Annotated in this window: 15 protein-coding genes; 3 read left to right on the top strand and 12 right to left on the bottom strand. The window is 55.7% G+C overall.

Annotation, left to right across the window (positions count from 1 at the left end; translation table 11 throughout):
- Positions 1–11 precede the first annotated feature (11 nt).
- Complete coding sequence (locus tag IFT53_RS12865; RefSeq protein ID WP_192065144.1) at positions 12–1544, top strand: UxaA family hydrolase; 1533 nt, start codon at positions 12–14, stop codon at positions 1542–1544.
- Positions 1545–1621: 77 nt separating this feature from the next.
- Here the strand turns inward: IFT53_RS12865 and purH are convergent, their stop codons facing one another.
- The 4 genes from purH to htpX all read right to left on the bottom strand — a co-directional run bounded on the left by purH (position 1622) and on the right by htpX (position 7643).
- Complete coding sequence (gene purH, locus IFT53_RS12860; RefSeq protein WP_042615653.1) at positions 1622–3238, bottom strand: bifunctional phosphoribosylaminoimidazolecarboxamide formyltransferase/IMP cyclohydrolase; 1617 nt, start codon at positions 3236–3238, stop codon at positions 1622–1624.
- Positions 3239–3390: 152 nt separating this feature from the next.
- Positions 3391–5013, bottom strand: coding sequence for a heparinase II/III family protein (locus IFT53_RS12855; protein ID WP_192065142.1), 1623 nt, complete (start codon positions 5011–5013; stop codon positions 3391–3393).
- 291 nt (positions 5014–5304) lie between these two features.
- Positions 5305–6693, bottom strand: a complete 1389-nt coding sequence (locus tag IFT53_RS12850) for an RsmB/NOP family class I SAM-dependent RNA methyltransferase (RefSeq protein ID WP_446737674.1) — start codon at positions 6691–6693, stop codon at positions 5305–5307.
- Complete coding sequence (gene htpX / locus IFT53_RS12845; protein WP_192065138.1) at positions 6684–7643, bottom strand: zinc metalloprotease HtpX; 960 nt, start codon at positions 7641–7643, stop codon at positions 6684–6686. Before htpX ends, IFT53_RS12850 begins: the two co-directional genes overlap by 10 nt.
- 102 nt (positions 7644–7745) lie before the next feature.
- Here htpX and IFT53_RS12840 point away from each other — a divergent pair, with 102 nt between their 5' ends.
- Complete coding sequence (locus IFT53_RS12840) at positions 7746–7946, top strand: DUF1674 domain-containing protein (protein ID WP_192065136.1); 201 nt, start codon at positions 7746–7748, stop codon at positions 7944–7946.
- Positions 7947–8000: 54 nt separating this feature from the next.
- On the opposite strand, the gene IFT53_RS12835 is transcribed toward IFT53_RS12840, so the two are convergent.
- The 8 genes from IFT53_RS12835 to hemE all read right to left on the bottom strand — a co-directional run bounded on the left by IFT53_RS12835 (position 8001) and on the right by hemE (position 16800).
- Positions 8001–8885, bottom strand: a complete 885-nt coding sequence (locus IFT53_RS12835) for a ParB/RepB/Spo0J family partition protein (protein WP_192065134.1) — start codon at positions 8883–8885, stop codon at positions 8001–8003.
- A 100-nt stretch (positions 8886–8985) separates the two neighbouring features.
- Positions 8986–9780 carry a ParA family protein gene (locus tag IFT53_RS12830; protein WP_342365811.1) on the bottom strand — a complete coding sequence of 265 codons (795 nt, stop codon included), beginning with the start codon at positions 9778–9780 and terminating at the stop codon, positions 8986–8988.
- Between the two features lie 16 nt (positions 9781–9796).
- A complete protein-coding gene (gene rsmG, locus IFT53_RS12825) occupies positions 9797–10417 on the bottom strand; it encodes a 16S rRNA (guanine(527)-N(7))-methyltransferase RsmG (RefSeq protein WP_192065131.1) in 621 nt (206 codons plus the stop codon).
- Positions 10418–10428: 11 nt separating this feature from the next.
- The gene (gene mnmG, locus IFT53_RS12820) at positions 10429–12306 is read right to left on the bottom strand and encodes a tRNA uridine-5-carboxymethylaminomethyl(34) synthesis enzyme MnmG (protein ID WP_197980243.1); all 1878 of its coding nucleotides are present in this window, start codon (positions 12304–12306) and stop codon (positions 10429–10431) included.
- A gap of 53 nt (positions 12307–12359) precedes the next feature.
- The gene (gene mnmE, locus IFT53_RS12815; protein ID WP_192065129.1) at positions 12360–13685 is read right to left on the bottom strand and encodes a tRNA uridine-5-carboxymethylaminomethyl(34) synthesis GTPase MnmE; all 1326 of its coding nucleotides are present in this window, start codon (positions 13683–13685) and stop codon (positions 12360–12362) included.
- An 87-nt stretch (positions 13686–13772) separates the two neighbouring features.
- Entirely contained in the window at positions 13773–15038 is a 1266-nt protein-coding gene (rho, locus tag IFT53_RS12810) for a transcription termination factor Rho (protein WP_155398682.1), read from the bottom strand.
- Positions 15039–15223: 185 nt separating this feature from the next.
- Complete coding sequence (gene hemJ / locus IFT53_RS12805) at positions 15224–15769, bottom strand: protoporphyrinogen oxidase HemJ (protein WP_192065127.1); 546 nt, start codon at positions 15767–15769, stop codon at positions 15224–15226.
- Positions 15769–16800 (bottom strand): uroporphyrinogen decarboxylase, encoded by a 1032-nt coding sequence (hemE, locus tag IFT53_RS12800; RefSeq protein WP_192065125.1) that lies wholly within the window; start codon positions 16798–16800, stop codon positions 15769–15771. Before hemE ends, hemJ begins: the two co-directional genes overlap by 1 nt.
- A 406-nt stretch (positions 16801–17206) precedes the next feature.
- On the opposite strand from hemE, the gene IFT53_RS12795 reads away from it, so the two are divergent.
- Positions 17207–18028 (top strand): pyruvate, phosphate dikinase/phosphoenolpyruvate synthase regulator, encoded by an 822-nt coding sequence (locus tag IFT53_RS12795; RefSeq protein ID WP_192065123.1) that lies wholly within the window; start codon positions 17207–17209, stop codon positions 18026–18028.
- Positions 18029–18056: the final 28 nt, after the last annotated feature.

Below are 18056 nucleotides of genomic sequence, written 5' to 3'. Positions count from 1 at the left end.
GAGGAGAACCCGTGACAGACACGTCAGAAGCCACCATTTTGCTCAACGCCCGTGACAATGTCGCGGTCGCCCGTCGCTCCATCCAGCCGGGAGGCGTCACAGGTCGCGGCGATCTCACCGCGCTTGAACTGATCGGGCGCGGCCACAAGGTGGCGCTAAGGACAATCAAGGCCGGGGAAGAGGTTCTCAAATATGGGCAGGTCATTGGCGTCGCCACGCAGGACATCGAGCCAGGCCGTCTCGTCCATCTGCACAATCTCGCTGTCGTCGTCTCTGAACACACCCACCAGTTCAGCGTCGATATCGAGGAAAAGGGTATGTTGCCGCTGGATGAGCGTCGCACTTTCATGGGTTTTGACCGTGGGGCAGGCGGCGTCGGCACACGCAACTACATCGGTGTCATCGCGTCAGTAAACTGTTCCGCCACCGTGTCCCGCTACATAGCCGACTATTTCAACCGCGATGGCGGGCTTGACGGCTTCGACAATATCGATGGTGTCGTGGCACTCACCCACAGCACCGGCTGCGCCATCAACACCAAGTCTGAAGGTTACCGGCTGCTGATCCGTACGATCCAAGGCTATGCCCGCCATCCCAATTTCGGCGGCATCCTTTTGATTGGCCTTGGCTGTGAGACCAACCAGATCGCGCCCATCCTCGAACATTACAAGATGGAAGAGGGCGAGCGCCTTCGCACCATGACCATCCAGCAACATGGCGGCACACGCAAAACCATCGAAGCAGCCATAGCGCAGATCAAGGACATGTTGCCGATGGTCAATGCTGCAAAGCGCACAGAACAGCCTCTCTCTGCCTTGAAAGTGGCGCTGGAATGCGGTGGCTCGGATGGCTATTCCGGCATTTCGGCCAATCCGGCGCTGGGCTATGCCTCAGACCTCATCGTGCGCAATGGTGGCACGACCGTTCTTGCCGAAACGCCTGAGATCTACGGCGCCGAACACCTGCTCACCCGCCGCGCCGTGACGCCTGCCGTGGCCGAAAAGCTGATGCAGCGCATCGAATGGTGGCGCGAATATACCGCCCGCAACGGCGACGAACTAAACAACAACCCCTCCCACGGCAACAAGCTGGGCGGGCTGACAACGATCCTTGAGAAATCCTTAGGCGCCGTGGCAAAAGGCGGCTCGATGCCGCTGAAGGCCGTCTATGAATTTGCGGAAACCGTGACCGAACAGGGCTTCGTCTTCATGGACACACCCGGCTATGATCCCGTGGCCGTGACGGGTCAGGTGGCTGGCGGCTGCAATGTCATCTGTTTCACCACGGGCCGCGGGTCCGTGTCCGGCTTCAAGCCGTCTCCCTGCATCAAGATCGCCACAAACTCCGAAATGTATGAGCACATGAAAGAGGATATGGATATCAACTGCGGAGAGATCGTCACCGGCGCAGAGACCATCGAAGAATCCGGCAAACGAATCTTCGAGCACATCATTGCGGTGGCATCAGGCGATAAGACGGTTAGCGAGATCTACGACTATGGCGACAATGAATTCGTGCCTTGGCAGGTCGGGTCCGTCACCTAAAACAGTGTCTCACGTGAAACATTCGTCTACGTGAAGGTTGGCGGGTCCTCTTAAAGCACCCGCCAAAACCATTCTCATCAATGCTTGAAGTGACGCATTCCCGTAAACACCATGGTCACGCCATGGGCATTGGCGGCATCGATCACGTCCTGATCGCGCATCGATCCACCCGGCTGGATAACCGCCGTCGCACCAGCCGCAATCGCTGCCAGAAGACCATCCGCAAAGGGATAGAACGCTTCGGATGCAACTGCTGAACCCTTGGTCAGCGGCTCGGCAAGGCCCATGGCCTTGGCCGCATCTTCGGCCTTCTGCGCCGCAATACGGGCTGAATCGATACGGCTCATCTGGCCAGCACCAATACCTGCAGTCTGCCCGTCCTTGGCATAAATGACCGCATTGGATTTCACGTGCTTGGCAATCTTGAAGGCAAACTTCATGTCCTCAAGCTCCTGCGGTGTCGGTGCGCGGTTGGTCACGACCTTGAGGTCGAGATCTTCAACCATGCCGTTGTCACGGCTCTGAACCAGAAGACCGCCGGAAACCGTCTTTGCGGTGATGCCCGGCGCGCGGGCATCCGGCAGACCACCGGCAGACAGAAGCCGCAAATTCGGCTTGCGGGCAACAATCAGGCGGGCCTCTTCGGTCACGTCAGGCGCGATGATGACTTCGGTGAAAAGCTGAATGATCTCCTCAGCCGTTTCCGCATCGAGCGTGCGGTTGAGCGCGATGACACCGCCAAAGGCCGAGACAGGATCACAAGCCAGCGCCCGCTTATAGGCATCCAGCAGGGTCGCACCCGTTGCCACGCCGCAAGGGTTGGCATGCTTGATGATGGCAACGGCAGGAGCAGATTCGGGAAGGAATTCCGCCACAAGCTCATAAGCTGCGTCGGTGTCATTGATGTTGTTGTAGGAAAGCTGCTTGCCCTGCAAAAGCTTCGCCGTGGCAACGCCCGGACGCTTGTCGCCTGTCAGGTAGAAACCGGCGCTCTGGTGCGGGTTTTCACCATAACGCATCTTTTCTTTCAGCACGCCGCCAATTGCGCGGTAATGCGGCGCTTCGATAGACAGCGCTTCGGCAAACCAGTTGGAAATTACGGCATCATAGGCAGCGGTGCGGGCATAGGCCTTGGCGGCAAAGCGCTGGCGAAGCGCGTAGCTCGTCTGGCCATCATCGGCCTGCAATGCTTCTAGCAGCTCTGGATAATCGCTTGGGTCGGTAATGACAGTCACATAGGCATGGTTCTTGGCCGATGCACGGATCATGGCCGGGCCACCAATGTCGATATTCTCAACCGTCGTCGGATAATCGCCGCCCTTGGCGCGGACCTCTTCAAACGGATAGAGATTGATGATCGAGAGATCGATGGCTTCGATACCATGCAGCTTCATCGCGTCGACATGGTCCGCATCATCCCGGATCGCCAAAAGGCCGCCATGGACGTTGGGGTGCAGCGTCTTGACGCGACCATCCATGATTTCCGGAAATTTCGTGATATCGGACACATCCGTCACCGGCAGTCCCGCATCGGCAATCGCCTTGGATGTTCCGCCCGTCGACAGAAGCTTGACGCCAAGTTTGACGAGAGCACCAGCAAGTTCGACAATATCTGTCTTGTCAGAGACCGACAGCAAGGCGGTGCGGATCTTGACCTTATCGGGTGCGGGAATCTTCTTGGAAACGACGGCCATCGGGCAACTCCGTACATGGTGGAGGAAAGGCCGGAAATCTCTCGTTCCGGCGGTTGCCCCGCGTTAGCACAGCTTCGCCCATTAATAAACAGAACGCAGGCATAAGCGGAACATCAACGCAGATTTTTCACCGATAAGCGATGCTTGGATGCCTAGAGCTTTCTTTCAATAAGCCAACGGATGTCTCGCGTGCCCGAAACCTCAAACCGGATTTCCAACTGTTGCGAGGGGCGTATGCCGGAGGCATCTGCCATAAAGACATCGTCAGAGATGGTCACAGGTTGGCCGGGTGCTGAAAACACCCAGCTTGTTCCGTCTGCAGCACGCATCATCACCGTGTCATCATCCAGCCGCTCAAGCTCGATGGCCGGATGAATATGGAAACGTGAAACAGCCTCGACCAAAGCAGGCACTTGTTTCTGGTCCTCATCTGCCAACCGAACCAGATCGCGGCCTTTGATCTTGTTGCCAAGAGCCGCCAGGGAAAGCTCACGCTCATGAATGTAGCCGAACTCCCTCAGATACCCATCATGAGACGCTGTCAGCGTATCCGCTCCGTTCGGGTCCGTCTCACGCTGAACCTTAACCCCGCTGATGCCTGCCACCATGATAGGCCCAAGAAGCCGAGAGCGGGACAGACGCGACGAGGACGTATCCTCAATCGTCAATGTAGAATGGGCAGCAGTCGAACGGCTGGCCCGCCGGAAATCCATTGTGGCATAGGAAGGAAAGCCGGAATTGATGATGAACCGGTTGCGGACCGAAGACATCTCGAAAGACAGGCAGCCACAATGGGCTCCCCGCGACAGCGCCATGGACAGCGGCGTACCCGTATCAACGATGATGACGGTGTCTTCCGCCGAGAGACGTTGATAGGCAATATCAGGCAAGGCCCGGGAGGGACGCCCCGAGGTTTCATCATAGCGCAGAACAGAGGCAAGCTCATTCGCAAGCGTCGCCGTAGACCCGTTGAAAAGAGCCAGATCGCCATCCTGATGGCGGAAGAAGCGAAGTGCAGGAAACATGCGGTCTATGGCCGGCACAAGCCCAGGCGGCACGTCATGGCCCAGATTGATGTAGCTTTGCCGAAGCGGCAGCAGATCGAGCAGCAATTCCAGCATGATACGAGGGTTACGAGAGACATGCCCACCGTCTGGCCGCACCTGTCGCTCCAGCTCGCGATCAAGCTTCATGCCAATATGCGCCATCCGCGCTGGCCGGTTGGGCAGCGCGATAGACGCAATAGCAAGCGCAATGCGGATCTTCAGCCTGATTTCACCATCCGGCGCATATTTTGCGATGAAGTTGAGATAGGCGACATGATAGCCGAGATTTCGAAGGAAGCGGCGATAGAAGCCCGCATCGGCATTCTGAAGAATGACAGGGGAGTGCGACAGCCACGCAATCAACCGCTGCGCCGTTGTTTCAGGTGCCCACGCAACGCCCTTGATCTTGCGCCCGTGCTGGGACATCCAGTCGGAAACCAACATGCGGGCACGAATGCAGGCTTCCTCGGACTTCGCCACCCGAACATGCCTCAACCAGCTGAAAGCATGCAGCCTTTCTTCAAATGCCAGAGACGGCATTTCCATGGAAAAGGGCGATGCCCCGCCAGTGTCGAGAATACGCCCGCCCAGAGCGATGCGCCCATGGACAAGTTCCTGCGCGACGTAGGGATCGGCAGCACGCAAATCTGTGGGCGCTGCGACAAGGCCGCGAGGCGCGCGATCTGCGAGCTTCAGGACCTTCAGACGCAGAACCGCAACCTCGGTCATCACATGAGTTCTGAGGGTGCGTAGAAACAAGCCTGCGGTACCGAAGCGACTGTTCAGGGATTTTACCAAACGTGTGTTTCCCCTCCGCGCAAAGATTTATGTTGGCACGAAGACCAAGGGGTTCTGTCCAGCATTGAAACAATCATTTAATCTTTCACGGAAAACTTCATATTCCGTTAACAAAATATACGCAGTCACGACAAGGCTCCAACCCCGGCCAGATCGCTAAGGGCGATATGGCAAGGGCCTCAAAGGGAGCGTCTTGTGTGGGCTGTCGGGAGAATTAGGCTTTCAAACCTGGCGCAGGACCGTGGCGTAGAAGCCATCGACACCACCGAACATGTCAGGTGTCGTGCGAAGGTCGCCATCGGGGTTGACCGCAATCTCCATTCCGGGGAAAGCGTCGACCGTCACAGGCACCCGTTCAAGCGATGTTTCACTGGCCAGAACCTTGGCGACCATCTCTTCACCCTCGGATGGGTCGAGGGAGCAATTGGAAAAGACGACGATGCCGCCCGGCTTGACCAGCGTTATGGCGTGGCGCAACATCTGCTCCTGCAAACCGGCAAGCTTGGCGATATCCTTCTCATCCTTGGTCCAGCAAACATCAGGATGCTTGCGCAGAGTTCCCGTGGAAGAGCAGGGTGCATCTAGCAGAACGGCATCGAAAAGCTCCGTCGGCTGAAACTTGAGCATGTTGGTTTCAACCAGTTCCGCCTGCATTTGGAGGCGGCCCAGGTTTTCACGAAGCCGCTTCAGCCGGTTGCCAGATTGGTCCAGCGCCGTGACCGCTGCACCGCTCAGAATAAGCTGCGCGGTCTTGCCTCCGGGGGCAGCACACAGGTCAGCCACGCGCTTACCCTTGAGATCGCCCATCAGGCGCACCGGCATGCTGGCTGAAAAGTCCTGCACCCACCATTCGCCCTGATCGAAACCTTCAAGCGCCGAGACAGAGCCCTCGAAAGAACCTAGGCGGACAGTGCCATTCGGCATCACCTGGCCGTTCAGCTTTTCGGCCCAGAGTTCAGGCTCAGATTTGACGGTAATATCGATGACCGACGGAATGAGCTGGGCTTGCGCCATGCGCGCCGCAGCGTCCTCTCCGTAAACCTTGGCAAGCCTGCTATAGAACCACTTCGGCAAAACCGGAATGGTGCTGACGGCCTCGAGCACCGCGTCTTTTTCACGGCCCAGACGGCGCAAGACAGCATTGACGAGTTTCACGAAACGTTTGTTGCGCGGGTCGCGATGGGCCTGCTCAACGGCGAGATCGACCGCCGAATGGTCAGGCACATCGAGATAAAGCATCTGCGCCGCACCAACCACGAGAACATGGTGCAAGGAGCGCGCACCCTGGGGCAGGGGGCCGTCCAGCAGCATGCCAAGCGCATGCTCGATGCGCGGCAGATGGCGAAGTGCAGTGTTGACGATAGCGCGCACCAGAGCACGGTCCGCCACACTCAGCGCCCGATAGACCGGATTGCCGTTTTCAGCATCCATCATCCCGTCAAGGGAGGTCTGCTTGTCGAGAACCGCCGACAGGATTTTAACCGCAGCAACGCGCGACCCAAGGCCGGGCTTCCACTCACCCTCGAATTCGGATGAGTCGACATTTCTACCAGACGGGCGACGTTTAAACTGTTTTGCCGGTTTGGCAGAGGAATCGGATGTCAAGACCAGGGACCTTTACGCTCATTATTGTCTTCTTTTCCGCCACCAATATTCGGGACGGAGCGTGATTTGCGGACCGGCTTAGCACTTGTAGGCTGATAGGTCGATGGTCGAGAAAATTCCTGTGACATGGCTTGCAAAGCCGCAATCCGGTTTTCGGCATTCGGATGGGTCGAAAACAGGTTGTCCATCTTCTGGCCGGAGAGCGGATTGATGATAAACATATGCGCTGTGGCGGGATTGCGCTCGGCATCCTCATTGTGAATGCGTTGCGCAGCGCCTGAAATCTTCTGCAGCGCCGAAGCCAGCCACAATGGGTTACCGCATATTTCCGCACCGCGACGGTCGGCAGAATATTCCCGTGTGCGGCTGATGGCCATTTGCACCAGCATGGCAGCAAAGGGCGCAACGATCATACCGACGATCACACCGATAAAGCCGAGCGGATTGTTGTTCTCGCGATTGCCGCCCATGAAGAAGGCGAGATTGCCAAGCATCGAAATAGCACCCGCGAGCGTCGCGGTTATGGTCATGATCAATGTGTCACGGTTCTGAATATGCGCAAGCTCATGCGCCATAACTGCCGCCACCTCATTCGGCGTCAATTGCTCCATCAGGCCTGTGGATGCTGCGACCGCCGCGTTCTCAGGATTGCGGCCGGTTGCGAAGGCGTTCGGCTGCGGGCTGTCATAGACATAGACTTTCGGCATCGGCAGATTGGCATTGTGAGAGAGATCACGGATCATCGAGAAGAATTCGGGCGCATTATGCTCGTCAATCTCCTGCGCGTGATAGGCCTTCAGCACCATCTTGTCTGAATTCCAGTAGGAAAACAGGTTCATGCCCGCCGCAAACAGCAGCGCGATCATCATGCCGCCCCGCCCACCGATGAGGAAACCGAGACCCATGAACAAGGCTGTCATGAACGCCAACAACATGGCAGTACGCATCATGTTCATCAAAAATCTCCGCAAAAAGTGAAATTGCTTATCAAGCCCACGACTTCTATAATCTGGGTGACGAAGAAACGCTTTTCAATATCGCGTCATGAGGTCTGAGATATGGATACGCCCGAACACGACAATAACAATGATGTCGTAAAAGTTCTGTCACCCGCCGCCGAGCGCGCGCTGGCGGAAGCAGAGCAACGCCGCAGGCAGGCGAAAGAGATGGAACTGCCCCCGGAAACGGGTGGACGTGGTGGCGCCGAGCCGGTGCGCTTCGGGGATTGGGAAATCAAAGGGCGCGCAATAGATTTTTGATCGACGAGGGCACCGCCCCCGACGATCCTGATCACTAGCTAAGCGCAATAGAGCTTAATTCTGTTCGAGCAGGCGGCAAACGGCTTCCAACTGCTCCAACGTGCGGTAGTTGATGCGGATATGCCCGCCCGTGCCCTTGTGATTGATCTTCACATCCAGGCCTAGAGCGTCGGCCAGCGTACGCTCCAACGCAATCGTGTCGGAATCCTTTTCATGTTCCGGCTTGCGGGAATGCATGGGATCAAGCTGCGCTCTGATGTCCGCCTGGGCCAGGCGCTCAGCATCTCGAACCGATAGGCCGCGCGAAACGATATTGCGCGCCAGATAGGTCGGATCAGATGTTGGCACGAGCGCACGCGCATGGCCTGCCGAAAGCGTACCTTCAGCCAGCATGTCACGAACAGCATCCGGCAGCTTCAAAAGGCGCAGACTGTTGGCAACATGGCTGCGGCTCTTGCCAATGATTTCACCGAGATCATTCTGCGTATAACCATGCTCGGCAATCAGCTGGTCATAACCAAGCGCTTCTTCAAGCGGGTTCAGGTCCGAGCGCTGAACGTTTTCAACGATCGCAAGCTCCAGCGCCGTGCGATCATCCACGTCACGCACGATAACAGGCACTTCGGTGAACCCTGCCAGCTGCGCGGCGCGCCAGCGGCGCTCGCCAGCGATAATCTCGTAGCGGTTTGGTTCAACCGTCCTCACAACGACAGGTTGAACAATGCCATGCTGCCGGATTGATGACGCCAGATCCTGAAGCTCATTCTCGTCAAAATGACGACGTGGATTGCGCGGACTACGAGCGATGAACTCAATTGGGATCATCCGGTCCGGGCTCACGGGACGCTGCTCTCCGCCAACAGGCAGAGGCTGGTCCATCTCGCCAATCAATGCGGCAAGGCCGCGCCCCAACCGGCGTTTGGATAGATCGTCGCTCATGAAAAATACTCCAAAATAACCTGCCAGCCCAAACTGGCTTAACCGCTTACGTCAGGATATCAGAGGCGTTAGCCGTCAACAATCCAGACAGCAAGCCTTGCTACGCCGCCTTCCGCAAGCGTTCACGCTGAATGACTTCGGACGCAAGCTGCAAATAGGCCTGGCTGCCCGCACATTTCAGATCATACAGGATCGCTGGCTTACCATAGGAAGGCGCTTCAGAAACCCGGACATTCCGAGGGATGAGAGTGTGGTAGACCTTTTCCCCAAGATGCGTGCGAACATCGTTCACAACCTGTTGCGCGAGATTGTTGCGAGAATCGAACATCGTCAGAACGATGCCTTGGATATCGAGGGCCGGATTGACCGTGCCGCGTATCTGATTGACCGTATCCAGCAACTGGCTGAGACCTTCCAGTGCAAAGAATTCGCACTGAAGAGGGACCAGAACGGAATGCGCTGCTGCCATGGCATTCATCGTCAGCAAATTGAACGAAGGCGGGCAGTCAACCAGGATGTAGGAATAGGCCAGCGCCTCCGCCGAATGCAAAGCGCTCCGCAACAGAAAGACGCGGTTGGACGCGTTCGCCACTTCCATCTCGAAGCCCAGCAAATCCATTGTCGATGCGACAATGTCGAGATTGGGAACGGCTGTGGGCACGACCACTTCGCTGATCGAATTGGCCCCGATCAACAGATCGTAGGATGACAGCTTGCGTTCGCGACGGTCTATGCCAAGTCCCGTGCTCGCATTGCCCTGTGGATCCAGATCAACCAGCAAAACACGCTCACCAATTGCCGCCAAAGCGGTTGCCAGATTGATGGCCGTGGTCGTCTTTCCCACACCACCCTTTTGATTGGCGATCGTAATGATGCGATTTTTTTCAAACATGATGCCGTACCTGACCTGGTCAATCAGCTTTTCGACGTAGATCACTGATTTCGAGCACTACAGAGCTCGCTTCTATACTGCTTTGATGTCTTATCAGATCGAAATCCCAACGAATACGGGCTTTCTGCACCTCGGCTTCGTAATCCCTGCCTTTGTTGAGATAGGAACGCAATTCACCGTTCAAAACGACCCACGGATGGATGTAATCAAACAATGCATCAAGCTCTGCCAGTGCGCGTGCAGAGACAGCATCACAGGGACCTACAAGCGAAGGCGCAGTTTCGATTCGAACCGGATGGACCGAGCCGCGTGCGCCGGTTTCTTTCAGCGCAACTCGCAGGAATCCGGCTTTCTTATTATTGCTTTCAACGAGATGAACCCATCCATCCTGCTGCTCGGCCAGCAGAATGGCCGTGATAATGCCCGGAAAACCCCCACCACTACCCAGGTCTACCCAAGTTCGGGACTGGGGGGACAGATGGAATATCTGGGCACTATCGGCAATGTGGCGCGACCATAGCTCTGGAAGAGTGGAGGGAGCCACCAGATTTGTCGTGGCATTCCATTTCTTGAAAAGCTCGACAAAATGCTCGAGTCGTTCTTGTGTTTCACGTGAAACACTCTGGCCGTTTATCATCATGCTAGGACTCGTTATAGCTGTGCTGTGCGCTTTTCATTGGTGGAAGCCGAGCCTTTTCTCACCAAGGCAAGGATAAGCGAAATCGCAGCGGGTGTCATTCCATCCACTCTCGCTGCCTGCGCAATGCTGGTAGGGCGGGCGGCCTGAAGCTTCTGCTTCAACTCGCTCGAAAGGCCGGACAGCTGTGTAAAATCGAAGTCATCCGGTATGGCTCGGTCTTCATCACGCTTGATATCGACGATGTCAGCATGCTGACGCTTCATATAGACCGCGTAGCTCGCTTCGATTTCCAGAACCTCAGCGATTTTCGGAGACAAAGCGGAAAGCTCAGGCCAGACCTGCTTAAGGCTGTCAACGGTTGTATCAGGATAGGCAAGGAGTTCATAAGCTGTTCGCCTCTGCCCATCGCGGTTGAGCTTCAACCCGTGGACGCCAGCTTGCGATGGCGTAATGGAAAAATCCTGCAGACGGGTACGCGCCTGGTCAAGGTCATCTACAAATTCACCGTATCGCTTCGCACGCGATGCGTCGACAATGCCAGCCGCCAGACCAACCGGCGTCAACCGAAGGTCTGCATTATCGACGCGAAGCGATAAGCGGTACTCGGCACGAGACGTAAACATGCGGTATGGCTCGGATACACCTTTGGACGTCAGATCATCAATCATGACGCCGATATAGGATTCGGTCCGGCTGAAATGCAGGGGAGCACTATTGCTAGCCAGTAGCGAAGCGTTAAGCCCAGCCACAAGCCCCTGCGCCGCCGCCTCTTCATAGCCGGTTGTACCGTTGATTTGCCCAGCCAGAAACAGACCGGGAATTTTCCGGCATTCGAGCGACGGGCGCAATTCTCTGGGATCGACGTAATCATATTCGATCGCATAGCCCGCCTGAAGAATTTTGACCTTCTCCAGACCCGGGATCGTATGAATGAACATCTCTTGCACGGACAGAGGAAGAGACGTCGAAATACCGTTGGGATATATCGTGTCGTCATCAAGCCCTTCTGGCTCGAGGAATATCTGGTGGCCATCACGCTCGCCGAAGCGAACGATTTTGTCTTCGATCGACGGGCAATAGCGCGGGCCGACGCCTTCGATCTGACCAGAATACATGGCTGAAAGGTGGATATTATCCTGAATAATTTTATGACCCGCAGGCGTGGTGCGGGTAACACCGCATTCGATCTGCCGGTTTGAGATCGTATCCGTCATGAAGGAGAAAGGAATTGGATCCTCGTCCGCGCCTTGGCGCTCAACTGCGTCCCAATCGATCGTCTTCCCGTCAAGCCTCGCCGGCGTTCCGGTTTTCAGCCGGCCCATTTTAAGGCCAGCACGCGCCAGTGTGTCCGACAGACCAACGGAAGGTTTCTCGCCCACTCGTCCAGCCGGAATCTTTTCGGAACCGATATGGATCAAGCCTCGAAGGAATGTGCCGCTTGTTAGGACAACTGCACGGCAAGCGATCTTCTCTCCACTGGCCAGAACGACCGCAGAAATGACTCCGTCCTTGAACTCGATATCATAGGCATCGCCTTCGACAACGCTCAGATTGCCGATCTCAGCGATCTCGCGCTGCATTGCTTGCTTATAGAGCTTGCGATCTGCCTGGGTGCGGGGTCCCCGGACGGCAGGACCCTTTTTTCTGTTGAGCATACGAAACTGAATGCCAGCCGCATCGGCAACGCGACCCATCAATCCATCAAGCGCATCGATTTCGCGGACCAAATGACCCTTACCCAAACCACCAATGGCAGGGTTGCAGGACATGATACCAATTGTTTGCGCATTATGGGTGAGCAGCGCTGTCTTTGCACCGTGACGTGCTGCAGCTGCTGCCGCTTCGCTACCGGCATGACCTCCGCCAATTACAACGACATCATATGTCATTATAATAAATCCTTGTTTCTTGAAGCCGCGTCCGGCTCAATGTTTCACGTGAATCATTTTCCGATACAGAACTCGGAGAAAATCACACCGAGCAAATCCTCAACATCGACGCGTCCGGTTATACGCCCCAGCGACATCGCCGCCAATCTGAGATACTCCGACCTGATCGCAAGGTCCATTCCCTCGGAATTCAGCGCATCACTAACATAGTTCACCGTCTCTTCAAGGCGTTTCTTGTGGCGAGCGCGAACGGGCGCCAGTGCGTGGCTCGAGCCAACACGCTTCTGAATTTCAGCGGTAATCACCGATCTCAATACATCGAGACCAGTGCCTGTCTTGGCGGAGATGGCGAGATCGCAGTGAGCCAGATCATCTCCACCGCGCAGATCAGCCTTGGTTGCCAGTCGCAAGACAGCCGTGTCCTCAGTCGTTTCGATTTGTTGCGGTACCGAATCGATATCTGTCAGAAGCAGAACGAGATCAGCCTGGGCAGCAGTCCTGCGCGCTCTGGCAATTCCTTCCACCTCGACCGGATCGATCGTATCCCGCAGACCAGCAGTATCATAGATCCGCACAAGATAGCCGTCGATATTGAGGTCGACGTCGATCACATCGCGTGTGGTCCCAGCGATATCCGTTACGATAGCGACGTCACGCCCGCTGAGTGCATTCAAAAGGCTTGATTTACCGACATTGGGCGCGCCTACGAGAGCCACCTTAAAGCCGTCTCTGATGATTTCCGACGATGCGCTTCCGCTCAGATGCTGCGAAATCTCCAGGTGCAGTTTGCCGACTTCATCCCAAACCTGCGCCGCTACGGAGTCAGGCACGTCTTCCTCATCCGAGAAATCGAGCTCCGCCTCGATCAACGCACGGCAGCGGGTGAGCTTGTTTGCCCAGCCATCATAAACCGCTGACAGTCTCCCAGAAGTCTGCTCGACGGCGAGCCGCCTTTGCATTTCCGTTTCCGCTTTCAGAAGATCTGCCAGACCCTCGACTTCCAGCAGGTCCATCTTGCCATTATCAAAGGCGCGCTTAGAAAACTCTCCGGCTTCGGCAGGTCGAAGCCCGGGAATGGCGTCCAACTCGGCAAACACCGCGTCAACAACCGCAAGGCTTCCGTGAAGCTGGATTTCCACGCAATCTTCGCCGGTAAAAGAATTAGGACCGGGAAACACAAGGACAAGAGCCTGATCCAGGACTTCATTGTTTCGGTTTCGAATCGTTTTAAGGGACGCATTCCGAGGAGAGGGTAGTCGAGGGCCGATCAGCGCTGCCAGCGCATTAAACGCTTCCGACCCGCTAATGCGCAGCACGGCGACACCCGCTGGCAGCCGCCCACTTGAAAGCGCATATATTGTACTTTCCCGATGCGCCATCTGGTTCTCCCTACCTCTCAAAGAATTGGCCGCGTCCGTTTTCCAGACGCGGCCTTATCACTCATTGCTACAAGACAGGCCGATGAATCAGGTGTTCATCGATTCGAAGAAATCGCCATTTGTCTTTGTCTGCTTCAGCTTGTCGATCAGGAACTCGATGGCATCTGTCGTTCCCATTGGCGCAAGAATCCGGCGAAGGACAAAGATCTTCTGGAGATCCTGGCGCGGCACAAGCAGGTCTTCCTTACGCGTACCGGATTTGAGAATATCCATGGACGGGAAGATGCGCTTGTCGGCCACCTTGCGATCCAGAACGATTTCCGAGTTACCAGTACCCTTGAACTCTTCAAAGATGACTTCATCCATACGGCTGCCAGTATCGATCAGGGCCGTCGCGATGATGGTCAGCGAGCCGCCTTCTTCGATGTTACGAGCCGCACCGAAGAAACGCTTAGGCCTCTGAAGGGCGTTCGCATCCACACCACCGGTCAAGACCTTGCCGGAAGAGGGAACAACGGTGTTGTAAGCGCGTCCGAGACGTGTGATCGAATCCAGGAGGATAACGACGTCACGGCCATGTTCGACAAGGCGCTTGGCCTTTTCAATGACCATTTCCGCGACCTGAACGTGGCGCACGGCTGGCTCATCGAAGGTGGAGGAAACGACTTCGCCCTTAACGGAGCGCTGCATGTCCGTCACTTCTTCCGGCCGCTCATCGATGAGAAGCACGATCAGATAGCATTCTGGATGATTTGCGGTGATCGAATGCGCGATATTCTGCAACAGAACGGTCTTACCGGTGCGCGGTGGCGCGACGATCAATCCACGCTGGCCCTTGCCGAGCGGCGTAACGAGATCCATCACGCGGGCAGAGAGGTCCTTGGATGTCGGAATTTCAAGTTCCAGCTTGAACCGCTCATTCGGGTAAAGAGGCGTCAAATTGTCGAAGTGGACCTTGTGACGGATCTTCTCCGGGTCATCGAAATTGATCGTGTTGACTTTCAGGAGGGCGAAATAACGCTCACCTTCCTTGGGTCCACGGATCGGGCCTTCCACCGTATCGCCTGTTTTCAGCGAGAAACGGCGGATCTGCGATGGCGAAATATAGATATCGTCGGGGCCGGGGAGGTAGTTGGCATTCGCGGAACGCAAGAAGCCGAAACCGTCCTGAAGAACTTCAACGACACCTTCACCAATGATCTCGACGTCCTGGCTCGCCAGTACCTTGAGGATAGCAAACATGAGCTCCTGCTTGCGCATCGTGCTCGCGTTTTCGACTTCCAGGGATTCGGCAAAAGTCAGCAAATCAGTCGGAGATTTGCTCTTAAGTTCCTGAAGCTTCATTTCAGCCATGAAGAGAAAGACCGTTTTAAATATGTGTGTGGGGGAAGGCTTGATCGCGAATCAGGTACTGAGGGTGTCCCGCAGACGGCTGAATAATTCACATGCCATTGAGATGAGTGTGCGGAAAATAGCGGCTCAACCCGAAACCCGCAAGAGGAAAGCACCAATTCCGAGAAAATTATCGTGATGAGCCATTATGCGAAGGGTTTCACAACCACAAGTATGACGATTGCGATCATTAGAAGGGTTGGAACTTCATTCATCAACCGCCAGTGACGGGCATTGCGGGTGTTTTCATCCCTTGCAAAGCGGCGAACACTGCGGCTGAAATACACATGCGTCACCGTCATGGCAATGACGAGCGCGATTTTGGCATGAAGCCACCCACCCGAAAAGCCATATACCGACCAGGCGAGATAGAGCCCGAGCACCCAGGAAATCATCATGGCAGGGTTCATGATGACCTTCATCAACCTCTGTTCCATGATCTTGAAGGTCTCGGACTTATCGGAGCCCGGGGCTGCATCCGTGTGATAGATGAAAAGCCGGGGCAAATAGAACAGACCCGCCATCCATGAGATGACAGCGATGATGTGAAGCGCCTTGATCCACAGATAGGCATCAGCCGGATCGACATGCAGCACCACGGCCACCATGCCAACGAAGACAGCCAGTGCTGCTCCTGCCCGCAACCGGGTCTTTCGCCCAGCTGTGGCCGATGTCTGTGCGTTGTCGCTCATCATCTGGCTCCATAGGAGCGAACATGCGATACAAGTCTGGCGACATTCTCAGGATCCGCTTGCGGCGTGATTCCATGACCGAGATTGAAGATCAGCGGGCCGTTACCTAGGACCTGAAGGATGGCGTCGATACCCTCATCGAGAGACTTGCCGCCGGAAACCATCCGCATCGGATCGAGGTTGCCCTGAACCGGTCCATCTTTCTGAAGCTCCAGAGCGAAGGACAGGGGAACGCTCCAATCCAGACCAATGGCATCCGCTCCCGTCTTCTGGCGATAATCCTTCAAGAGAATACCCGCACCCTTGGCGAATGCGATGATCTTGGCACCGGGACGGCGGGCCCGAACGGATGCGATGATGCGCGCAACAGGCTTCACAGCGTATTCTTCAAATTCCTTCTCACCAAGCACGCCTGCCCAGGAATCGAAAATCTGAACGGCATCAGCACCGGCATCAATCTGTGAAACGAGATAATCGGCAGACATCTCAGCCAGAAACGCCAGCAGCTTTTCCATCGCTTCGGGGTGCTGATAGCCAAAGAGGCGCGCTGGCGCCTGATCCGGTGTTCCGTGGCCCGCAATCATGTAGGTCGCGACAGTCCAAGGTGCACCGCAAAAACCGAGAAGGGTGGTCTTTTCCGGGAGCTCATGTCTCAGGCGCTTGACCGTCTCGAAGACTGGAGCCAGATGCGACAGAACGCCATCACCCTTCAGGGCAGAGATCTCTTCCGGATTGATCGGGTCCATGGCCGGACCCCGGCCTTCCGTGAAGGTGACATTCCGGTTCAGTGCATCCGGGATCACGAGTATATCTGAAAACAGAATTGCAGCGTCGAGATCGAAACGACGGATGGGCTGCAGCGTCACTTCTGTCGCAAGCTCTGGATTATAACAGAGATCGAGAAAACTCCCTGCCGTCTTCCGCGTCTCGCGGTACTCCGGCAGATATCGTCCTGCCTGTCTCATAAGCCAGATCGGAGGTGGAGTGAGTGTCTCACCGTTGAGAACCCGGATTACGCTTCGCTCAGCCATGCACACATCTTCTCTAAAAATAAAATCTAATAGATCTAAATGATTTTCTATTTCTTAGAGTCTGTGAGTAGCAAGGATTAAAATTCATCCAGTCTAAATGCCGCATCTGTGGGAAAGGCTGATCCAATCGGATAGCGGACTGGGCAAATGGTAAAACTGTGCGGATCAATGGAAATTTATTCGCAGATTCAATGATTTGGGAGAGAGCGCGTGATAGCCAGACCTGTGGATAAGCTCTGGATGAAATTTAATCGTCATTATCTCTCCCCATAATCCACAATCACCGATTTGCTGGCTACACCGGAAAGCCAATTGTGGATAAAACGGAAGTTATACGCTCGGTGACCCGGCGATGGCTTCCAGCCCTCATGTTGTGCACCTCTATCAACAGGGAGAGAAAAACAACGTGGAGAACCCAAAAAGTTTCTTCCATCTGCACCTGATTTCTGACTCAACCGGCGAGACTCTGATGTCCGCGGGCAGGGCGGTTTCTGCGCAGTTTCACTCGGCCATGCCGCTTGAGCATGTTTATCCGATGATCCGAAACCAGAAGCAGCTGCAAAAGGTCATAGACAGCATCGATAAAGAACCGGGCATCGTGCTCTATACCATTGTGGATGAGCAGCTGGCCGAGTTCCTCGACCTTCAATGTCATGTGATCGGCGTGCCCTGCGTCAATGTTCTGGAACCGGTCATCGGCATCTTCCAGACCTATCTGGGTGCGGTCTCGCGGCGAAGGGTCGGTGCGCAGCATGCCCTCAACGCGGATTATTTTGCCCGCATCGAAGCGCTGAACTACGCCATGGACCACGATGATGGTCAGATGCCGGAACATTATGACGAGGCGGATGTCGTCATCATCGGCATCAGCCGAACGTCGAAAACGCCAACCAGCATCTATCTGGCCAATCGTGGCATCAAGACTGCTAATATTCCTGTGGTGCCGGACGTGCCTTTGCCTGACAGTCTTTACAAGGCAACCAAGCCGCTGATCGTCGGTCTCGTCGCAACGTCGGACCGCATATCGCAGGTGCGTGAAAACCGTGAGCTTGGCACGACGGGTGGGTTTGATCGGGGACAATATATTGACCGCGCCACCATCATGGAGGAACTGAAATATGCCCGTGCCCTGTGCGCCCGCAACAACTGGCCCTTGATCGATGTGACGAGGCGCTCGATTGAAGAGACGGCGGCCGCCATTCTTGCCCTGCGCCCACGGACACGGTAATCCCCTTCGCACCCTTGTTTGGAGACCC

It is taken from the genome of Rhizobium sp. CFBP 13644 (assembly GCF_014842165.1).
Lineage (GTDB): Bacteria > Pseudomonadota > Alphaproteobacteria > Rhizobiales > Rhizobiaceae > Agrobacterium > Agrobacterium tumefaciens_C.
The sequence above is the reverse complement of the archived record's forward strand: the minus strand, read 5'-3'. Positions and strand labels throughout refer to the sequence as shown.